An 18,660-nucleotide genomic window follows, 5' to 3' on the forward strand; every position below is an offset into this window, starting at 1 on the left:
TATACTTGCTGTCCAAGTTAATAAAGTGATTTTAAAACACACTATTAACTAACAATAATTATTTAGACTTAGACGTTAAAACATTTAAAAGGAATTCTAATCACTATTTTAATGTTTTAAGCTTACAAAATGATTTACCCAAACATAATGCACCTAATTCTTTAAAATTTATCATTCTATAATTGAATAAACTACATTACATATCTGTTTTTTTTGTTTTCTTGAGCACTGCGCTTATGGCACAAAATACAATTGATATTAACGCAAATGTCAATGTAGACACTAAAACGATTGCCATAACGCAAACCATAGTTTATAAAAACGAATCTAAAGATACTTTACAAACAATTTATCTTAACGATTGGAATAACAGCTACTCTAGCAAATCTACACCATTAGCAAAACGTTTTGAAGAAGAATTTAGCACCAAATTTCATTTAGCAAAAGACGAGCAACGCGGATTCACCACTGTTTCATCCATACAAAATCCTGCCAGTGATTCTCTAGATTATGAACGTTTAGAATTACATCCAGACGTTATAAAGGTTAAGTTAACGCATTCTCTTTTACCAAGTGAATCTTATCGTATAAGCCTCAACTATCAAATTACGCTTCCCGATGCTACTTTTACCAACTACGGCTTTACTAAAGATAAAGATTTCGACTTAAAATATTGGTACATTACCCCTGCTGTTTACAATGGCAAATGGAATTATTATAGTAATAAAAACTTAGATGACTTATTTGTTCCTAAAGCAGATTTAACGCTGAGCATTACGCATCCTAGAAATTACAAGATAACATCTGAACTTGATTTTAATGCCACTAGTTTTAATGACAAAGCACATACCCAAACCACTATTTTAAAAGGAAATAACCGAATAGACACGTATCTCTCATTATATAAATTACCATTATATAATTTTATACAAACAGATGATTTAATACTTATAACTAACATAAAAGAGAAAGGTTTAATTGGCCCAGAAAAAGCTTTAATTACAGATAGAATTACGCAATACTTAACTAAAAACCTTGGTGAATATCCACACAAACAATTATTAGTTACTTCTATAGATTATCAGAAAGATCCTCTTTACGGATTAAATCAGTTACCTGCTTTTTTCAGACCTTTTCCTGAAGACTTTCAATACGAATTAAAACTTTTAAAAACAGCCTTAAAGAAATACATTGATAATATTCTACTACTTAACCCAAGAAAAGAACATTGGTTAAGTGAAGGGCTTCAAGTTTATTATTTGATAAACTATGTTGAAGAGAATTACCCAGACATGAAACTCTTAGGAACGTTAGCAGACGTTTGGGGTATTAGAGCTTTTCATGCTTCAGATTTGGATTTCAACTTTCAATATTTCCTATATTCCATGGAAATTGCAAGAAAAAACAGAGATCAACCTCTAACGACCTCTAAAGATTCGTTAACCAAATTCAATACAAATATTGCCGGTAAATATAAAGCAGGTGTTGGACTTGACTATTTAGATCAATTTACTGATGATATTAATTTATCTGATGAGCTTACAGAATTTGTAAAAACAAATCAGCTAAAACCAATTTCCATCAACGATTTTGAAACCTTCATTAGCTCTAAAACAAAAAAAGATATCAGTTGGTTTTTTTCTGATTATGTTAATACTCGTAAAAAAATAGACTTCAAAATTTCGTCAGTTAAGTCATTAGAAGATTCTTTACAATTAACACTAAAGAATAAACGCGATAATACGATGCCAATATCTGTTTTTAAGCTAAAAAATGATTCAGTCATTGGCAAATTATGGGTAGAAAACATTCAAGGTACCAAAACAATAACTTTACCTAAAGATAGTACAGATAAATTTGTTTTAGATTATAACAATGTTATCCCTGAATATAACCAGCGCGATAATTACAAGGCCGTAAATGGCTCTTTTCTAAACAACAAACCTTTACAATTTCGTTTATTTAAAGATATAGAAGACCCTAATTACAATCAAATATTCTTTATGCCATTAGTAGAATTTAATAATATCTATGATGGCTTAACCTTAGGTACAAAAGTATACAACAAGACTATCTTAAGAAAGCGTCTTAATTATAGGTTCTCACCACAATATGCAACAAAATCGAGAACACTTACAGGCTCTACCTCCATTTCTTATAGCCATAATCTTGAAGATCAAAACCTCTATGATATTACCTATGGTATTTCTGCAGGGTACCAATCTTTTGCTAGAGATGCTTTTTTTACAAGTATAAGGCCTTCTGTTTCATTTAGTTTTAGAAACGATTCTCACTTTAGATCTAACCAAACAGATCAACTTTCTGCTAGATATGTAAGTATTGAAAGAGAATTAGGCAACGATGCTACCGTTATACTTGATGAACCTAATTATGGTGTTTTCAATTTAAGATACACACACTCTAGTCCTGGAGTTATTAATTATTCAAAATTATTTACGGACCTACAAGTCGCAGATAAGTTTAGTAAAATTGCTTTTAATTACGAATTTAGAAAACTCACTAAAAGCAACAGAAATATTAATTTTAGATTTTTTACAGGTTATTTCTTACGTAATAATACAGAACCAAATTCTGATTACTTCAGCTTTGCTTTAGATAGACCAACTGATTATCTGTTCGATTTTAATTACTTAGGACGTTCTGAAGCCGCAGGTCTTTTTAGTCAACAAATTATTATTGCAGAAGGAGGTTTCAAATCTATCTTAGACACTCCCTACGCTAATCAATGGATGACAACTGCTAATTTTAGCACCTCTATATGGAGATACATACAAGCTTATGGAGATGTTGGTTTAGTAAAAAGCAAGTTTACAAATGCTAAGTTTGTTTACGATTCTGGTATACGTCTTAGCTTAGTAGAGGATTATTTTGAAATCTACTTTCCTATATACTCTAATTTAGGTTGGGAAATTGCACAGCCTAATTACGATCAACATATTCGCTTTATGTTTACCGTTGATCCGCAAGTACTTCTTGGTCTCTTCAGAAGAAAGTGGTATTAATAGATTCTTATTGAAACGTTAAAATAAAGCCTCATATTATATTATTCCTAATAAAAAAAACAAAATACAAAGAATTATTCAATAACATAACGCAGTTCTATATTGTTTAAAATTTTTATTTTTTGTACTTTTGCAAGAGCTAGATAAATTACAAAATACAGGTTCTAATCCTAAAAGTCGTTTTAGATTAAAATCAAAAACTCTAATCTATATCATAGGTTTCATTTCGTTTTAAGCGAATTGACACCTTAATGAAAGATTTATCTAATGACACAAAAAAAAACATTTCCAATAATGAATACAGACTCTAAGACTAAAACAGAGATTACTTTTGATGATTTTAAAACGGAAGTTTTAAGCGATTACAAACTTGCAGTAACAAGCCGAGAATGTAGTTTATTAGGTCGTAGAGAAGTACTCACTGGTAAGGCTAAATTCGGAATATTTGGTGATGGAAAAGAAATCCCTCAAATCGCTTGGGCAAAAGCCTTTAATAATGGTGATTTTAGATCGGGTTATTATAGAGACCAAACCTTTATGATGGCTATAGGGCAACTAACCATTGAGCAATTTTTTGCTGGTTTATATGGAGATACAGATTTAAATAACGAACCAATGTCTGCAGGTCGCCAAATGGGAGGCCATTTTACAACGCATAGTTTAGATGAAAACGGACAATGGAAAAATCTTACTGAACAAAAAAATTCTAGTGCAGATATTTCACCAACAGCTGGACAAATGCCAAGACTTTTGGGGCTAGCGCAGGCTTCTAAAATATACAGAGAAGTTAAAGGCATTGACACCACTAAATTTTCTAAAGAAGGTAATGAAATTGCATGGGGAACAATTGGTAACGCTAGTACAAGTGAAGGTTTATTTTTTGAGACAATAAATGCTGCAGGTGTTTTGCAAGTGCCAATGGTCATTAGCATTTGGGATGATCAGTACGGAATTTCAGTACATGCAAGACACCAAACAACGAAAGAAAATATTTCTGAAATATTAAAAGGGTTTCAACGTGATGATGAACAAAAAGGTTATGAAATCTTTAGAGTAGACGGTTGGAATTACCCTGAACTAATTGACACATACCAACGTGCAGCTAAGATTTCTAGAAAAGAACATATACCAGTAATGATTCATGTTCAAGAATTAACACAACCTCAGGGTCATTCTACTTCAGGATCTCATGAGCGCTATAAAGGCCCAGAACGTTTAAAATGGGAAGCAGAATACGATTGTAACGCCCAAATGCGTCTTTGGATTATTGCCAATAATATTGCAACAGAAGAAGAGCTGACCATCCTTGAGCGTGGTATTAAAAAAACAGTTAGAGCAGGTAAAAAAGCTGCTTGGGAAGCCATTATTAACCCTATTATAGCAGAACGAAAAGAAGCCCTAGTGCTATTAGAAAACCTAGCAACTTCTAGTTCTAATGGTGCGTTTATTACAAAACTTAAAAACGAATTAGAAGGTTTTGATGAGCCTTTAAGACGTAATATTCTTACTGCAACTAGAAAAGCATTGCGCTATGTTGTTTCTGAAAACTCTTCAGAGAAAGTAGCCCTTCAAAATTGGATTACAAATTATATTGAAACAATTCAACCTAAATACAGTTCGCATTTACATAGCGCATCGCAACAAAGTGTTTTAAATCAAACAGAGGTTTTACCAACTTACGATCCTTTAGCTGAAGAAGTTGATGGACGTGTGGTTTTAAGAGAAAATTTTGATGCTATTTTCAATAACTATCCAGAGGCCTTAATTTTTGGTGAAGATGCTGGTTATATTGGAGATGTTAACCAGGGATTAGAAGGTCTTCAAGAAAAATACGGTGAACTTCGTGTTTCAGATACAGGAATTAGAGAAGCTACAATCATTGGGCAAGGAATAGGGATGGCTATGCGTGGTTTAAGACCTATTGCTGAAATTCAGTATTTAGATTATATCATGTACGCGCTTCAAATTATGAGTGATGATTTGGCAACCGTTCAATATAGAACAAAAGGGCGGCAAAAAGCACCATTAATTATTAGAACAAGAGGTCACCGCTTAGAAGGTATTTGGCATTCTGGTTCTCAAATGGGGGGTGTTTTAAATCTCATTAGGGGAATTCACGTTTTAGTTCCGAGAAACATGACTAAAGCCGCTGGTTTTTATAATACACTTTTAGAAAGTGACGAGCCAGCCTTAGTCGTAGAGTGTTTAAATGGTTACCGTTTAAAAGAAAAATTACCAAATAATATTGGTGAATTTAAAACACCGATAGGTATTGTTGAAACCATTAGAGAAGGAAGCGATATTACATTAGTATCTTACGGTTCTACATTACGATTGGTAGAAAAAGCAGCCAAAGAATTAGTACAAGTAGGTATTAATGCCGAAATAATTGATGTACAATCCTTATTACCTTTCGATATCAACCATGATATTGTGAAGAGTATCTCTAAAACAAATCGTGTTATGGTTATTGATGAAGATGTTTCTGGTGGAGCTTCTGCTTATATTCTAGATGAAATATTAAACAAGCAAAAAGCATTTCAACATTTAGATGGAGCACCTGCAACATTAACAGCAAACCAACACAGACCAGCTTATGGCACTGATGGGGATTATTTTTCAAAACCATCTACAGAAGATATTTTTGAAGCGGTATATGATGTCATGCACGAATCAAATCCTGCAGATTATCCTAAATTGAGATAAAATTTAAATTTATTTTTATATTAGAACCTTCTTTTAAATTAAAGGAAGGTTTTTTTTTGCTTAGAACAATACCTCTCAGCAAATCATTAATTTAATTTTTATAACTTTCACAATCCATAACCAACCCATAATATATGCTTACAGAAGAGATTCTTAATTCATTTAAACGAAAGGCCGATTTAGTCGATTACATCGAAAAACACAAAGAAGATAACCCAACTTTTAAAACAGCCCTAGAAAAATACAACTATGAACAAGAATTACTTCCTTTACAAGCAGAACTCGTAGATTTTCAACATTGGGTACAAAAAGAAAACAAAAAAATAGCTATTATTTTTGAAGGTCGAGATGCCTCAGGAAAAGGAGGAACTATTAAGCGCTTTACCGAACACCTCAATCCTAGAGCCCGTAGAATTGTTGCCTTAAATAAACCTACTGAAATTGAGAAAAGCCAATGGTACTTTAATCGCTACATAAAAGAATTACCTAATGCAGGAGAGATTGTCTTTTTTGATAGAAGTTGGTACAATAGAGCCGTTGTAGAACCTGTTATGGGGTTTTGTACCAAAGAGCAATACAATAGATTCATTATTCAAGTTCCTGAATTTGAACATATGCTCTATGAAAATGGCACTAAAATAATTAAATTTTGGTTTTCGGTATCAAAGGAAGAACAGCAACGTCGCTTTGAAAAACGCTTAAAAAACCCCCTTAAAAAATGGAAATTCAGTCCTGTTGATGAAAAAGGCCAGGAACTATGGAATGAGTTTACAACTTACAAAAACCAAATGTTCTCTAGAACCCATAACTCATTTAGTCCTTGGGTGGTTATCAAATCTAACGATAAAAAACGTGCTCGATTAGAAAGTATTAAATATGTTTTAAGCCTTTTTGATTACGACAATAAAGGAAGTAATTGCAAATCACTTTTACCTGACCCCAATATTGTACAGCGTTATTTTAGAAACACAGATCAACTTGACCAATAATAAAAATTCTCTTTAAAGATGACCGAAAAAAACTTACAACTTCTAAATACAAAAAAGGGAATTGAAGCCTTATTGCGCCAAAGGCAACTAAATATTGAAAAAACGCTTAACAATGTAAAATATGAAAAGCGCTTAGAAAAATTGCAAGAAGAAATGCTAATTCTTCAACAATGGGTGGCAAAGAACAATAAGAAAGTCATCATTCTTTTTGAAGGAAGAGACGCTGCGGGAAAAGGTGGTGCTATAAGACGTGTTATTCAACATTTACCGCCACGGGCCATTAGAGTTGTAGCTTTACCAAAACCAAATGAAACCGAAATGGGACAATGGTATTTTCAGCGCTATATACAACGTTTACCTAATGATGGAGAAATTGTGTTTTTTGATAGAAGTTGGTACAATAGAGCCGTTGTAGAACCTGTTAATGGATTTTGTACTAAAAAAGAATACACTATTTTTATGAGTCAGGTAAATGAGTTTGAGAAAATGATACAAGACTCTGGTATATATTTACTTAAACTCTACTTTTCTATTACAAAAACGGAACAAGAGCGTCGTTTTAAAGACATTGTAAGTACACCAATAAAAAAATGGAAATATAGCGATGTAGATAAACGTGCTATTTCATTATGGGATGACTACACAAAGTATAAGGAAGTAATGTTTGAAAAAACACAAGTCGCTGCACCTTGGAAAATTATAAAAGCTAACCGTAAAACCAACGCAAGAATAACAGCGTTTGAATATATTTTAAAACATATTCCTTACGAAACTAAAGACGTAGAGAATATTACTCATAAATCGATGAAGAAACTTTTAGAAGACTAAACCAATTTAAAGAAGACTTTTTGTCTCCTTTTTTTTCAACGTTAATCTTATAACATGAAGATAGAATCTATTGTCACTATAAAAAAAGAATTAAAACATCGTTCTCAAGAAGAGCTCTTAGAATTGTGTTTACGTTTAGGAAAGTTCAAAAAAGAAAATAAAGCACTACTCACCTATTTGCTATTTGAATCTCATGACGAAGATGGTTATATAGAAAGCGTAAAGTTGAGTTTAGATCAATTATTTAAAGGCATTAATACAGATAGTTACTTCTATATGAAGAAAACAATCCGTAAAATTCTGAGAGAAATTAGAGTCTACAGTCGCTACTCTTTAAAGAAAACTACAGAAGTAGAGCTTCTACTCTACTTTTGTAAACAAATGAATGATTTAAAACCTTCTATTCATAAAAATGTAACCTTAAGTAATCTTTATGAACGCCAAGTGTTATCTATAAAGAAAAAAATAGGTGTATTGCATGAAGATTTACAATATGACTATAATCTACAACTAGAGGAATTAGAAAACTAAAATAGATTTCATTACTAACACAACTATAGCATAAACATATTGACGAATCACTAAAATTAACAAAACGATTCCTCTAAAACTAAAATTGTAATGTGATTACTTATTTAAGACTGATTAGCCTGCTTCTTTGCCTTCTTACTTCCTTCGTACATTTCGTATTTCACTAATCTAGCTTCAAGTTTAGCATTAAATACTTTTATTTTTCTTGAAGGTCTTAATCCTACAAATTTTAAAGCTTCAAGATTAGAAGTGATTAACCAAGCATTGGTATTTGGATAACCATGCTTTAAAGTAGAACCAATATCTCCGTAAAATTCTTCAACATTTAAATTATCTAAACGTTCTCCATACGGTGGATTAAAAACCATATGTAGTTTCTCATCACCTGATTTTTGAGTTTTGAAGAAATCTTCATGTTGAATGTGCACAAATTCATCTAAATGTGCATTCTTCATATTTTCTTTTGCTTTAACCACAGCAGAAGGAGATTTATCGTAACCTAATATTTTATGATGAAAATCTCGTGTTTTCTTTAAAAGCGAATCTTCAATCGTTTCAAATAACTCTACATCCCAATCTGCCCAACGCTCAAAACCGAATTCTTTTCGCATTAAATTTGGTGGAATATTACAAGCAATCATCGCTGCTTCTGCCAACATTGTTCCACTACCACACATCGGATCCATAAAATCAGATTGACCATCCCAACCGCTCAACATTATTAATCCGGCAGCTAAAACTTCGTTAATCGGTGCAATATTGGTAGCCGATTTATAGCCACGTCTGTGTAGTGATTCCCCAGAGGTATCTAAAGAAATCGTACAGCGTTGACGATCTATGTGAACATTAATTTTTAAATCCGGAAAACGTAAATCAACATCAGGACGCACACCTTCTTTTTCTCTAAAACGATCTACAATAGCATCTTTAGTTTTTAAAGCTGTGTATTGCGAATGTGTAAATACGCTATTATGAACTGTAGCATCAACAGCTAAAGAACCAGTAGGCTTTAAGTAATCTTCCCACTTCATGTTCTTTACGTTTTTGTAAAGATCCTCTTCTCTTGTTACTCTAAAAGAATGGATAGGTTTCAATATTTTAATTGCAGTTCTAAGACCAAGGTTTGCTTTATACATAAAGCCTTTATCTCCTACAAAACTAACATTTCTAACTCCTACTTCTACTTGCGTAGCACCGAGTTGTGTTAATTCTTTCGCTAAAATATCTTCGAAGCCAAATAAAGTCTTGGCTAACATCTTGTAATTATTGTCCATGAGTTCCGTCAAATAAATTGCAAAAATACGCTATTTTTGCACGATGGCATCCTAAAATATCAACAAGGACTTATCATTACAAAACTTAGACCTAAAGTTATGGCAACCTTTTTATTTATAAAAGATGTTATAACATAAGTTATAAGCGTAATGATTACAAATTATTTTAACTAAAAACACTCCTGTTTTCATGGGAGATAAGTATGACAAAATCAACAGAACATTGGTACGCATCATGGTTTGACACACCTTACTACCATATTTTATATAAAGATAGAGACTATACAGAAGCTCAAAATTTTATGGATAATCTAACCGATTATCTTAACCTTCCTGAACAAGGTGAAATTTTAGATTTAGCTTGTGGAAAAGGAAGACACTCTGTTTATTTAAATTCTTTAAGCTATAATGTTACAGGAGTTGACTTATCAGAACAAAGTATTGAGCATGCAAAGCAATTTGAAAATGAAACATTAGAATTTAAGGTTCATGATATGAGTAAACCTTATCCTAAAGATTTTGATGCTGTTTTTAATCTCTTTACTAGTTTTGGATATTTCGATGATGAAAATTGCAATCTAGAAACCATTAAATCTATCAAATTAGAATTAAATGAATTTGGTTTTGGAGTGATTGATTTTATGAATACAAATTATATTATTGAAAACTTAATTTCTGAAGATATTAAAACTGTTGACGGTATAGATTTTCATCAAAAACGATCTGTAAAAGACGGCTATATTCTAAAAGATATAAGTTTTGATGCTGATGGACAACATTTTGAATTTCAAGAACGTGTAAAAGCATTCACTTTAAAAGATTTCGAAACGTTATTTGAAAAAGCAGGTGTCTACTTACTTGATGTATTTGGAGATTATAAATTAAACAAATACCATGCTCAATCATCGGAACGCATGATTATGATTTTTAAGTAAATTAAATGAATAGTTATTTATTACCTCTAATTGCTGTTATAATAGGTGTTATTATTGCTTTACTAACAAAAAAGCAGAAGCCTGTTTACACCAAATTACTTCTATCATTTAGTGGTGCCTTTTTATTAGCATTAACACTTTTTGATTTATTACCTGAAGTATACCTTCATATAGAAGCCAAACTTACAGGCTTGTATATAATGTGTGGTATTTTGCTTCAAATTATATTAGAATTCTTTTCTAAAGGAGCAGAACATGGGCACGTGCACATACACAAAAATGATAAAATGTTTCCTTGGATGCTATTTATCAGCCTGTGTATTCATAGTTTTTTAGAGGGGTTTCCTATTCACCAACACAACGACATGGTTTACGGTGTTTTAATTCATAAAATACCGATAGCCATATTAATTACAACCTTTTTGCTAAAATCTAGTTATAGCAAATTTCAGATTGTAACTTTTTTAGTCGTTTTCTCAGCTATGACCCCAATTGGCACATTGATCTCAAATCATTCTGGTTTAATGATCAATTATATAGACGTTATAAATGCCTTTGTTATCGGTATCTTTTTACATATTTCTACCACTATTTTGTTTGAAACTGGTGAAGGTCATAAATTCAACTTATCTAAACTTGTAGCTATTTGCTTAGGAATATTAATCGCTTATTTTATTTAAATGTTTTCAAAAGAAGAATCAAGACTATTAAGACAAGAATTCTGGATTAGTTTCGGAAAATCATTTCCTCGAAAATGGCTTTTATACGACACTAAAATTAAAGGCTTTTCATTTAAATTTCACTTCGATACAAAGTCTGCTTTAATCGCATTAGATATTGAAGACGATTTAGAAAACCGAATTGAATATTGGGAAAAACTCACCTCCTTAAAAGGCATCTTAAAGAATGATTATCTTCCCGAAATTATTTTTGAAGAGGAATATCTGCTTGAAAACGGTAAGGAAATCTCTCGTATTTACTTACCATTAGAACAAAAAGTGTCTATTCATAATAAAAACACATGGCAAGATGTTATGGTATTCTTCAATGAAAACATGGATCTGTTAGAAGGCTTTTTTCATGAGTACAGCGACATCATAAAAAGTTAACCTACAGTCTATATAATACTTATGAGAGCTTTTAAAATAGTAGTCCATGAGCTTTACATTCTGTATAAATTATAAACTGTATTACTTTTTTTTAAGAAACATTTATCATTTCAAACTTAAAAAATAATCGACCACTCTTTGGTAGTATAGATCTAAAGATATAGTTTTGCCTACTGAAATGAAAAACACTTTCAATAAATATCTAACATTAGTTGTTGTTCTATTATTAAGCACATTTGCTAATCTACAAGCTAATGATACTAATAATCTTGCAAACAATACTGCTATACATAACTTATGTGTGCAAGAAAGCATTGCAGATCAGTTAGGTGATAATTTTTTAAGAAGTAAAACTATTACTCCTATTCATCATAACTCTGATCACAGACGAAATGTTGAAATTATTGAAAGTAATAATCTTGAAGACGAAGAAGCTTCCACAAAGAAATTGTATTATAAAGATATTCTAGAAATAGCTTTCATTAATGCATTAGTCTTTGAACACGCTTCTAATTATCTTCAAAAAAGCATATATCGTCCTCAAAGTGCGATTAATGAACCTAGTCTTAGGCTTCATATACAATTCCAAGTTTTTATAATTTGATAATCTAAAGCAGACCTTACTTCAAAACGTCTGTTGTAATTTTTTTGTTTTTAAAGTTTAGACCAAAACTTTAGAAGAACATTTCCAATGGGGTTTGTTCATAACTTATATCATTTTATAAAATATTTAAACACGTGAATATCATAAAAAAAACAACCGTTTTTGCAGGCCTAGTTATGCTTTTAGGTTTAGCAAGCTGTAAAGAACACAAAGAAGAAAAACATGAAGTCGTAACTTTTTTAGTTACCAATCCTGTAAAAAAAGACACTTCTATTACAAAAGACTACGTGAGTCAAATTCACTCCATCAGACATATTGAATTAAGAGCTTTAGAACGTGGTTACTTAAAAAATATTTATGTAGATGAAGGACAACATGTAACTAAAGGGCAACGGATGTTTCAGATTATGCCAAACATCTACCAAGCAGAATTACAAAAAGCAAAAGCAGAGTCTAATGTTGCAGAAATAGAACTTACAAACACGCAGTTATTAGCTGATGGAGATGTGGTTTCGCCAAATGAATTAGCAATGGCCAAAGCCAATTTAGACAAAGCTAATGCAGAAGTTTCTTTAGCGCAAACACATTTAGGTTTCACAAATATAAGAGCACCTTTTGATGGTATTATGGATCATTTAGAAGCTAGAGAAGGAAGCCTTTTAGATGAAGGAGAGTTACTGACAACATTATCTGACAACAGTAAAATGTGGGTTTATTTCAATGTTCCTGAAGCTGAATATTTAGATTACATTATGAGTGATGCTAAACAGAACAACAAAAATGTTGAGCTTTTAATGGCGAATAATAAACGTTTTAATCAAAAAGGAATAGTTGAAACTATTCAAGGAGAATTTGATAGTGAAACTGGAAATATAGCTTTCAGAGCCACATTTCCAAATCCGGATGGTATTTTAAGACATGGTGAAACAGGAAGTATTCTAATGAGCGTTCCTTACAAAGATGTTGTTATTGTACCGCAAAAAGCTACGTTTGAAATCTTAGATAAAACTTATGTTTTTGTAATAGATAAAGATCAGGTTGTTCACCAAAGAGAAATTACTATTGGTGCAGAATTACCCCATTTATTTATTGTAGATAAAGGTTTAAGTGAAAACGATACCATACTTCTTGAGGGTATAAAGATGGTGAAAGACCAAGAAAAGATTCATACTGAAACTGTAGATCCAGAAACAGTATTATCTAACCTAGCGCTTTACGCAGAGTAAATCTCATTTAATCTACAAACATCATGTTTAAAAAATTTATAAAAAGACCCGTCTTGGCTATTGTCATTTCGGTGATCATTATATTTATAGGTAGTCTTGCCATAAAGCAATTACCTATATCTCAATTCCCACAGATTGCACCTACAACAGTCAACATTTTTATTGCTTACCCAGGTTCTAGTGCAGATGTGTTGGTTAATTCAACATTAATTCCCTTAGAAACAGCGATCAATGGTGTACAAGATATGCGCTACATTGCTTCAGATGCTACGAGTGCTGGTGAAGGAACTGTACGTGTTATTTTTGAACCAGGTACAGACCCTAACGAAGCCGTAGTAAGAGTAAAAACTAGAGTCGATCAGGTAATGCCGCTATTACCAGAATTGGTACAACGTGAAGGTGTTATTATCACTCCTGTTCAGCCAAGTATGTTAATGTACGTTAACCTATCGAGTGAAAATAAAGACAATGACGAAAAGTTTCTATACAACTATGCTTATACTAAAATAATTCCAGAAATACAGCGTATAGACGGTATTGCGAGTGCTCAGATTTTAGGAAGTAGAAAATATGCCATGCGTGTGTGGTTAAAACCAGACCGAATGCGTGCTTATAATATTTCTGCAGAAGAAGTACTAGAAGCCATGGAAGACCAAAGTATTTTGGCGAGACCTGGTCGTTTAGGTCGTAGTTCTGGGCAAACCGCTCAATCTTTAGAATATGTATTAACATATCAAAACAGATATAATGAGCCAGAACAATACGAAGAGATAATTATTAAAGCCAACAAAGAAGGCCAAATTGTAACTCTTGCAGATATTGCCGATGTAAAATTAGGAAGTGAATTTTTTGATATTTACTCTAACCTTGATGGAAAGCCTTCAGCCTCTATTGTTTTAAAACAGACCTTTGGCAGTAATGGTAGCGACGTTATTGATGCTGTAAAAGAAAAACTAGACGAACTAGAAGTTGATTTACCACCAGGAATTGATTTCCAAATTAGCTATGATGTTTCTAATTTCTTAGATGCATCAATCGACCAAGTTATAGATACCTTAAGAGATGCATTTATTCTTGTAGCCATTGTTGTATTCTTGTTTTTAGGAGATTGGCGTTCTACATTAATCCCTATTATTGCCGTTCCGGTTTCCTTAATTGGTGCTTTTTTTGTGATGCAAATGTTTGGCTTATCCATTAATCTTATTACGCTTTTCGCTTTAGTATTAGCAATTGGTATTGTAGTAGATAACGCCATTGTGGTCGTAGAAGCCGTCCACTTAAAAATGCACGAAGAAAATCTTACGCCTTACAAGGCCTCTTCTGAAGTTTTAGGTGAAATTGGTGGTGCCATTGTTGCCATTACTTTGGTTATGGTTTCTGTATTTATTCCTATTTCATTTATGACAGGCCCAGTTGGTGTCTTCTACCGACAATTCTCAATCACCATGGCTGGTGCTATTGTAATTTCTGCCATTGTAGCATTAACGTTAACTCCAGTGCTTTGTGCCATGTTATTGAAAAATAACCATGGTAAAAAACGGACGTCACCACTAGATAAATTTATTGATTGGTTTAACGGAGGTTTTGATAAATTAACTGGTGGTTATGTTAAGATTTTAAATAAAATAGTTGCTAGACGCCTTATCACTTTTGGAATATTAGCGGCATTCTGTGCTGGTATTTTCTTTACAAATGAAGTATTACCTGCTGGGTTTATTCCTAATGAAGATCAAGGAATGATCTACGCCATTATTCAAACACCACCTGGTGCTACCTTAGAGCGTACCAATGAAGTCGCAAAAAAACTTCAAAAAATATGTGAAGATACTGAAGGTGTACAATCTGTTTCTTCTTTAGCGGGTTATGAAATAATGACTGAAGGTCGTGGATCTAATGCAGGTACCTGTTTAATTAACCTTAAATCTTGGTCTGACCGTGAGCATTCTGTTCATGAAATCATGGAAGAGCTTGAAGAAAAAACCAAAGATTTAGGAGCAATTATAGAATATTTTGAACCACCTGCTGTACCAGGCTTTGGATCTTCTGGAGGTTTTGCCATGCGATTATTAGATAAAACAAACTCTACTGACTATCATCATTTTGAAAGCGTGAATAATGAATTTATGGAAGCTTTGTCTGAACGTGAAGAGCTCACAGGTTTATTTACATTTTTCTCAGCGAATTATCCTCAGTACGAATTGAAAATAAACAATAAAATTGCCATGCAAAAAGGGGTTACGATTGGTAAAGCCATGGAAAACCTCAACATTTTAATTGGTAGTACCTATGAGCAAGGCTTTATTCGTTTTGGTCGTTTCTTTAAAGTGTACACACAAGCTGCACCAGAATACAGACGCTTACCTACGGATCTTGAAAAGTTATTTGTAAAAAATGAAGAAGGGGAAATGGTGCCGTATTCTGCTTTTATGAGTATTGAAAAGAAATTAGGACCCAACGAAATTACGCGTTATAACCTTTACAATTCAGCTTCTATTAGAGGGTTGCCTGCACCAGGATTTACAAGTGATGATGCTATTAAAGCCATTAAAGAAGTGGCTGCAACGCAATTACCAAAAGGTTATGATATTGCATGGGAAGGTTTAAGTTTTGATGAAGCCCAAAGAGGTAACGAATCTATTTATATCTTCATGGTAGTCCTCATCTTTGTGTACTTTGTACTTGCCGCTCAATATGAAAGTTTCTTATTGCCTTTAGCCGTTATTTTCTCCTTACCAATTGGAGTCTTCGGATCTTTTATTATGCTAAAAGGAATGGGATTAGCCAATGATGTTTATGCTCAAATTGGGGTGATAATGCTGGTTGGTTTGCTTGGTAAAAACGCCGTGTTAATTATAGAGTTTGCCGTACAAAAACGTAGGCAAGGCGCTACCATTTTAGAAGCTGCTATTGAGGGTTCTAAAGCCCGTTTTAGACCTATTTTAATGACATCATTCGCTTTTATAGCTGGTTTAATTCCATTGCTTATGGCTTCTGGTGCTGGTGCTATTGCAAACCGAACTATCGGTAGTTCTGCTTTAGGTGGTATGCTAATCGGTACATTATTCGGGGTTTTAATTATTCCTGGTTTGTATTATATTTTTGCTAAAATGGCAGATGGTAAATCATTAATTAAGGATGAGGCTAGTGAGCCTATTTCTGAAGAAATGATGCGTGTTAGTGAAACTAAAAATCAAAGTGAAGCTAATGCTGAAAAAATCAGCAAGCTTACAAAACTTTTCAAAAAACTTGGTAAAAAGAAAAACGATGAATAATATAAGAACGATAAGAAAATCGCAGCTATTTGGTGTGTTTGCCTTACTACTACTCTTTTCTTGTGTACCAACGCAAAAGGCCATAAGGGAAGAAAATAAGGCAGTTCCTGAGCAGTATAAAAATGAAACATCAGATTCCACTAATACAGCAAATGTAGAATGGAAAACGTTTTTTTCTGATCAAAAATTAGTTGCTTTAATTGATACGGCTTTGGCCAATAACCAAGAGCTTAATATTATGCTACAGAAAATTTCGATGGCTAATAATGAAGTTAAGGTTAGAAAAGGAGAATATTTACCTTTTGTAAATGTGTATGCTGGTGCTGAAGTTGAAAAAGTTGGTGAATACACTAGAGATGGAGCTGTAGAGCATAATTTAGATATTCGTGATGGCGAAGAATTCCCAGAACCTTTAACTGATTTTTCTGTAGGCTTAGATTTTTCATGGGAACTCGATGTTTGGAAAAAACTTCGCAACGGTAAAAAAGCGGCAGTTTTAGAATATCTAAGTACTATTGAAGGTAAGAATTTTATGGTGACCAACATTGTATCGGAAATTGCCAATTCCTATTACGAGCTACTAGCTTTAGATAATCAGTTAAACATTATAGAGCAGAATTTAGAGATTCAGAAAAATGCTTTAAAAATGGTGAAACTGCAAAAACAAGCCGCTAGAGCGACACAATTGGCTGTTAGACGTTTTGAAGCTGAAGTTTATAAAAACCAAAGTAATAAATTTGAAATCCGTCAAAATATCGTAGAAACTGAGAATAAAATCAACTTTCTTTTAGGCCGTTATCCACAGACAATTGATAGAGATTCTGCTGATTTTATTGATCGCCCTATTGATGCCATTGAAGCCGGTATTCCATCTCAGCTATTAGCGAATAGACCCGATATTAAACAAGCAGAATATGAATTAGAAGCTTCCAAGCTAAATGTTAAAATAGCAAAAGCAAACTTCTATCCTTCTATTGGTATACAAGCTGGTGTTGGCTTACAAGCTTTTAAAACAAAGTATTTAACAAGCACACCTGAATCTCTTTTATACTCTTTAGTTGGCGATGTTGTAAGTCCGTTAATTAATAGAAATGCGATTAAAGCAGAGTACAGTAATGCAAACAGCAGACAATTACAAGCCGTTTTTGAATATGAAAAAACGATTTTAAATGGTTATATGGAAGTAGCAAATGAATTGTCTAACATTAATAATTTGAAAGAAAATTATGACTTAAAAGCCAAACAAGTCGATGCCATGACAGAAGCTATTGAGTTGTCTATACAGCTTTTTAAATCTGCAAGAGCAGAATACACGGAAGTGCTACTTACACAAAGAGAAGCTTTAGATTCAAAAATTGAAATTATTGAAACCAAAAGAGACCAATTTTTGGCAAACGTAAAAATTTACCAAGCCTTAGGTGGTGGATGGAATTAGTTAATTAGTTAAAGAGTGCCCTTAGTTTTTGAAGCCATTTTGCAGTATTGCAGAATGGCTTTTTTTATTAGAACTGAATCTTAATTACACAAATGCATCTTACATAAAAATAATGATGAATATCGTGTATATTTATATCCTTGTAACCAATTGAAACAAATTTAAATAATCATTGAAAAAATTAGAGAAACTTATAAATAGAATTACGGAGTTTGGAGTTAATAAAAACGTTCAGTCGGCTAATAAAGAACTTGAAATTCAACAACTCTTAGTAGGGATTTATTCTGAATATCTTAATCTAGACGTAGAATTTGATGATGAAGATTTTGAAGGTGATCCGACTTTTGATTATGACTCAATAAAGAAAAACATTGAGGCAAATTTTCCTGATATTGGTTGGTATCATTCAGTTTTTGAATCTCACTTAATAATACCAGATGCGTACTTGGTGACAGGTGATGCAATTGACGATTTAAGTGATATTATTAAGGATATGTTAGAAATTAAATGGCAATTTGAGAACGCAAGTGAGAAATATGCAAAATGGCGTTTTAAAGATTTAATGCAAAATCATTCAGAACAACATATTGTTGATTTTTTGAAATATTTAAAAGATAAAAATGGCTAACAAATTACTGGTATTAAAAATATACGGATCATAAAGCAATTAAATGTGTGTTCTTTACTTAAGTGAGTAGGTTATCTATTAAATAATTATTTGTTAACTT

General features: G+C 32.5%; 14 protein-coding genes. 13 read left to right on the top strand and 1 reads right to left on the bottom strand.

The window, feature by feature from the left end:
* Nucleotides 1–236: 236 nt before the first annotated feature.
* The 5 genes from HM985_RS09765 (at nucleotide 237) to HM985_RS09785 (ending at nucleotide 8,077) form a co-directional block, all read left to right on the top strand.
* Complete coding sequence (locus tag HM985_RS09765; protein ID WP_179376075.1) at nucleotides 237–3,023, top strand: gluzincin family metallopeptidase; 2,787 nt, start codon at nucleotides 237–239, stop codon at nucleotides 3,021–3,023.
* A gap of 294 nt (nucleotides 3,024–3,317) precedes the next feature.
* On the top strand, nucleotides 3,318–5,729 hold the full coding sequence (locus HM985_RS09770; protein ID WP_179376304.1) for an alpha-ketoacid dehydrogenase subunit alpha/beta: 2,412 nt from the start codon (nucleotides 3,318–3,320) through the stop codon (nucleotides 5,727–5,729).
* Between the two features lie 134 nt (nucleotides 5,730–5,863).
* The gene (ppk2, locus tag HM985_RS09775; RefSeq protein WP_179376076.1) at nucleotides 5,864–6,718 is read left to right on the top strand and encodes a polyphosphate kinase 2; all 855 of its coding nucleotides are present in this window, start codon (nucleotides 5,864–5,866) and stop codon (nucleotides 6,716–6,718) included.
* Nucleotides 6,719–6,736: 18 nt separating this feature from the next.
* The gene (ppk2, locus tag HM985_RS09780; protein WP_179376077.1) at nucleotides 6,737–7,546 is read left to right on the top strand and encodes a polyphosphate kinase 2; all 810 of its coding nucleotides are present in this window, start codon (nucleotides 6,737–6,739) and stop codon (nucleotides 7,544–7,546) included.
* Nucleotides 7,547–7,600: 54 nt separating this feature from the next.
* Entirely contained in the window at nucleotides 7,601–8,077 is a 477-nt protein-coding gene (locus tag HM985_RS09785; RefSeq protein WP_179376078.1) for a hypothetical protein, read from the top strand.
* A gap of 104 nt (nucleotides 8,078–8,181) precedes the next feature.
* On the opposite strand, the gene HM985_RS09790 is transcribed toward HM985_RS09785, so the two are convergent.
* Nucleotides 8,182–9,351, bottom strand: coding sequence for a THUMP domain-containing class I SAM-dependent RNA methyltransferase (locus HM985_RS09790; protein ID WP_179376079.1), 1,170 nt, complete (start codon nucleotides 9,349–9,351; stop codon nucleotides 8,182–8,184).
* A gap of 203 nt (nucleotides 9,352–9,554) precedes the next feature.
* On the opposite strand from HM985_RS09790, the gene HM985_RS09795 reads away from it, so the two are divergent.
* The 8 genes from HM985_RS09795 to HM985_RS09830 all read left to right on the top strand — a co-directional run bounded on the left by HM985_RS09795 (nucleotide 9,555) and on the right by HM985_RS09830 (nucleotide 18,560).
* Nucleotides 9,555–10,286, top strand: coding sequence for an SAM-dependent methyltransferase (locus HM985_RS09795; protein WP_179376080.1), 732 nt, complete (start codon nucleotides 9,555–9,557; stop codon nucleotides 10,284–10,286).
* A gap of 5 nt (nucleotides 10,287–10,291) precedes the next feature.
* Nucleotides 10,292–10,966 carry a ZIP family metal transporter gene (locus HM985_RS09800; RefSeq protein WP_179376081.1) on the top strand — a complete coding sequence of 225 codons (675 nt, stop codon included), beginning with the start codon at nucleotides 10,292–10,294 and terminating at the stop codon, nucleotides 10,964–10,966.
* The gene (locus HM985_RS09805) at nucleotides 10,967–11,395 is read left to right on the top strand and encodes a DUF4268 domain-containing protein (RefSeq protein WP_179376082.1); all 429 of its coding nucleotides are present in this window, start codon (nucleotides 10,967–10,969) and stop codon (nucleotides 11,393–11,395) included. It begins immediately after the preceding gene.
* Nucleotides 11,396–11,573: 178 nt separating this feature from the next.
* Nucleotides 11,574–11,999: a hypothetical protein gene (locus HM985_RS09810; RefSeq protein WP_179376083.1), complete on the top strand. Its 426-nt coding sequence runs from the start codon at nucleotides 11,574–11,576 to the stop codon at nucleotides 11,997–11,999.
* A gap of 176 nt (nucleotides 12,000–12,175) precedes the next feature.
* A complete protein-coding gene (locus HM985_RS09815; RefSeq protein WP_218843408.1) occupies nucleotides 12,176–13,225 on the top strand; it encodes an efflux RND transporter periplasmic adaptor subunit in 1,050 nt (349 codons plus the stop codon).
* A gap of 23 nt (nucleotides 13,226–13,248) precedes the next feature.
* On the top strand, nucleotides 13,249–16,497 hold the full coding sequence (locus tag HM985_RS09820; protein WP_179376084.1) for an efflux RND transporter permease subunit: 3,249 nt from the start codon (nucleotides 13,249–13,251) through the stop codon (nucleotides 16,495–16,497).
* Nucleotides 16,490–17,932 carry a TolC family protein gene (locus HM985_RS09825; protein ID WP_179376085.1) on the top strand — a complete coding sequence of 481 codons (1,443 nt, stop codon included), beginning with the start codon at nucleotides 16,490–16,492 and terminating at the stop codon, nucleotides 17,930–17,932. Before HM985_RS09820 ends, HM985_RS09825 begins: the two co-directional genes overlap by 8 nt.
* 172 nt (nucleotides 17,933–18,104) lie before the next feature.
* Complete coding sequence (locus tag HM985_RS09830; RefSeq protein WP_179376086.1) at nucleotides 18,105–18,560, top strand: DUF5063 domain-containing protein; 456 nt, start codon at nucleotides 18,105–18,107, stop codon at nucleotides 18,558–18,560.
* The last annotated feature ends 100 nt before the right edge of the window (nucleotides 18,561–18,660 follow it).

It is taken from the genome of Winogradskyella wichelsiae, assembly GCF_013403925.1.
In the GTDB taxonomy this organism is placed as follows: domain Bacteria; phylum Bacteroidota; class Bacteroidia; order Flavobacteriales; family Flavobacteriaceae; genus Winogradskyella; species Winogradskyella wichelsiae.

Bases quoted from the DNA above. Each gene is read 5' to 3' on its own strand.
- HM985_RS09790 (WP_179376079.1), bottom strand. From the start codon at position 9,351: ATGGACAATAATTACAAGATGTTAGCCAAGACTTTATTTGGCTTCGAA.
- HM985_RS09770 (WP_179376304.1), top strand. From the start codon at position 3,318: ATGAATACAGACTCTAAGACTAAAACAGAGATTACTTTTGATGATTTT.
- HM985_RS09810 (WP_179376083.1), top strand. From the start codon at position 11,574: ATGAAAAACACTTTCAATAAATATCTAACATTAGTTGTTGTTCTATTA.
- HM985_RS09820 (WP_179376084.1), top strand. From the start codon at position 13,249: ATGTTTAAAAAATTTATAAAAAGACCCGTCTTGGCTATTGTCATTTCG.
- HM985_RS09815 (WP_218843408.1), top strand. From the start codon at position 12,176: ATGCTTTTAGGTTTAGCAAGCTGTAAAGAACACAAAGAAGAAAAACAT.
- HM985_RS09805 (WP_179376082.1), top strand. From the start codon at position 10,967: ATGTTTTCAAAAGAAGAATCAAGACTATTAAGACAAGAATTCTGGATT.
- HM985_RS09825 (WP_179376085.1), top strand. From the start codon at position 16,490: ATGAATAATATAAGAACGATAAGAAAATCGCAGCTATTTGGTGTGTTT.
- HM985_RS09785 (WP_179376078.1), top strand. From the start codon at position 7,601: ATGAAGATAGAATCTATTGTCACTATAAAAAAAGAATTAAAACATCGT.
- ppk2 (WP_179376077.1), top strand. From the start codon at position 6,737: ATGACCGAAAAAAACTTACAACTTCTAAATACAAAAAAGGGAATTGAA.
- ppk2 (WP_179376076.1), top strand. From the start codon at position 5,864: ATGCTTACAGAAGAGATTCTTAATTCATTTAAACGAAAGGCCGATTTA.
- HM985_RS09795 (WP_179376080.1), top strand. From the start codon at position 9,555: ATGACAAAATCAACAGAACATTGGTACGCATCATGGTTTGACACACCT.
- HM985_RS09765 (WP_179376075.1), top strand. From the start codon at position 237: ATGGCACAAAATACAATTGATATTAACGCAAATGTCAATGTAGACACT.
- HM985_RS09800 (WP_179376081.1), top strand. From the start codon at position 10,292: ATGAATAGTTATTTATTACCTCTAATTGCTGTTATAATAGGTGTTATT.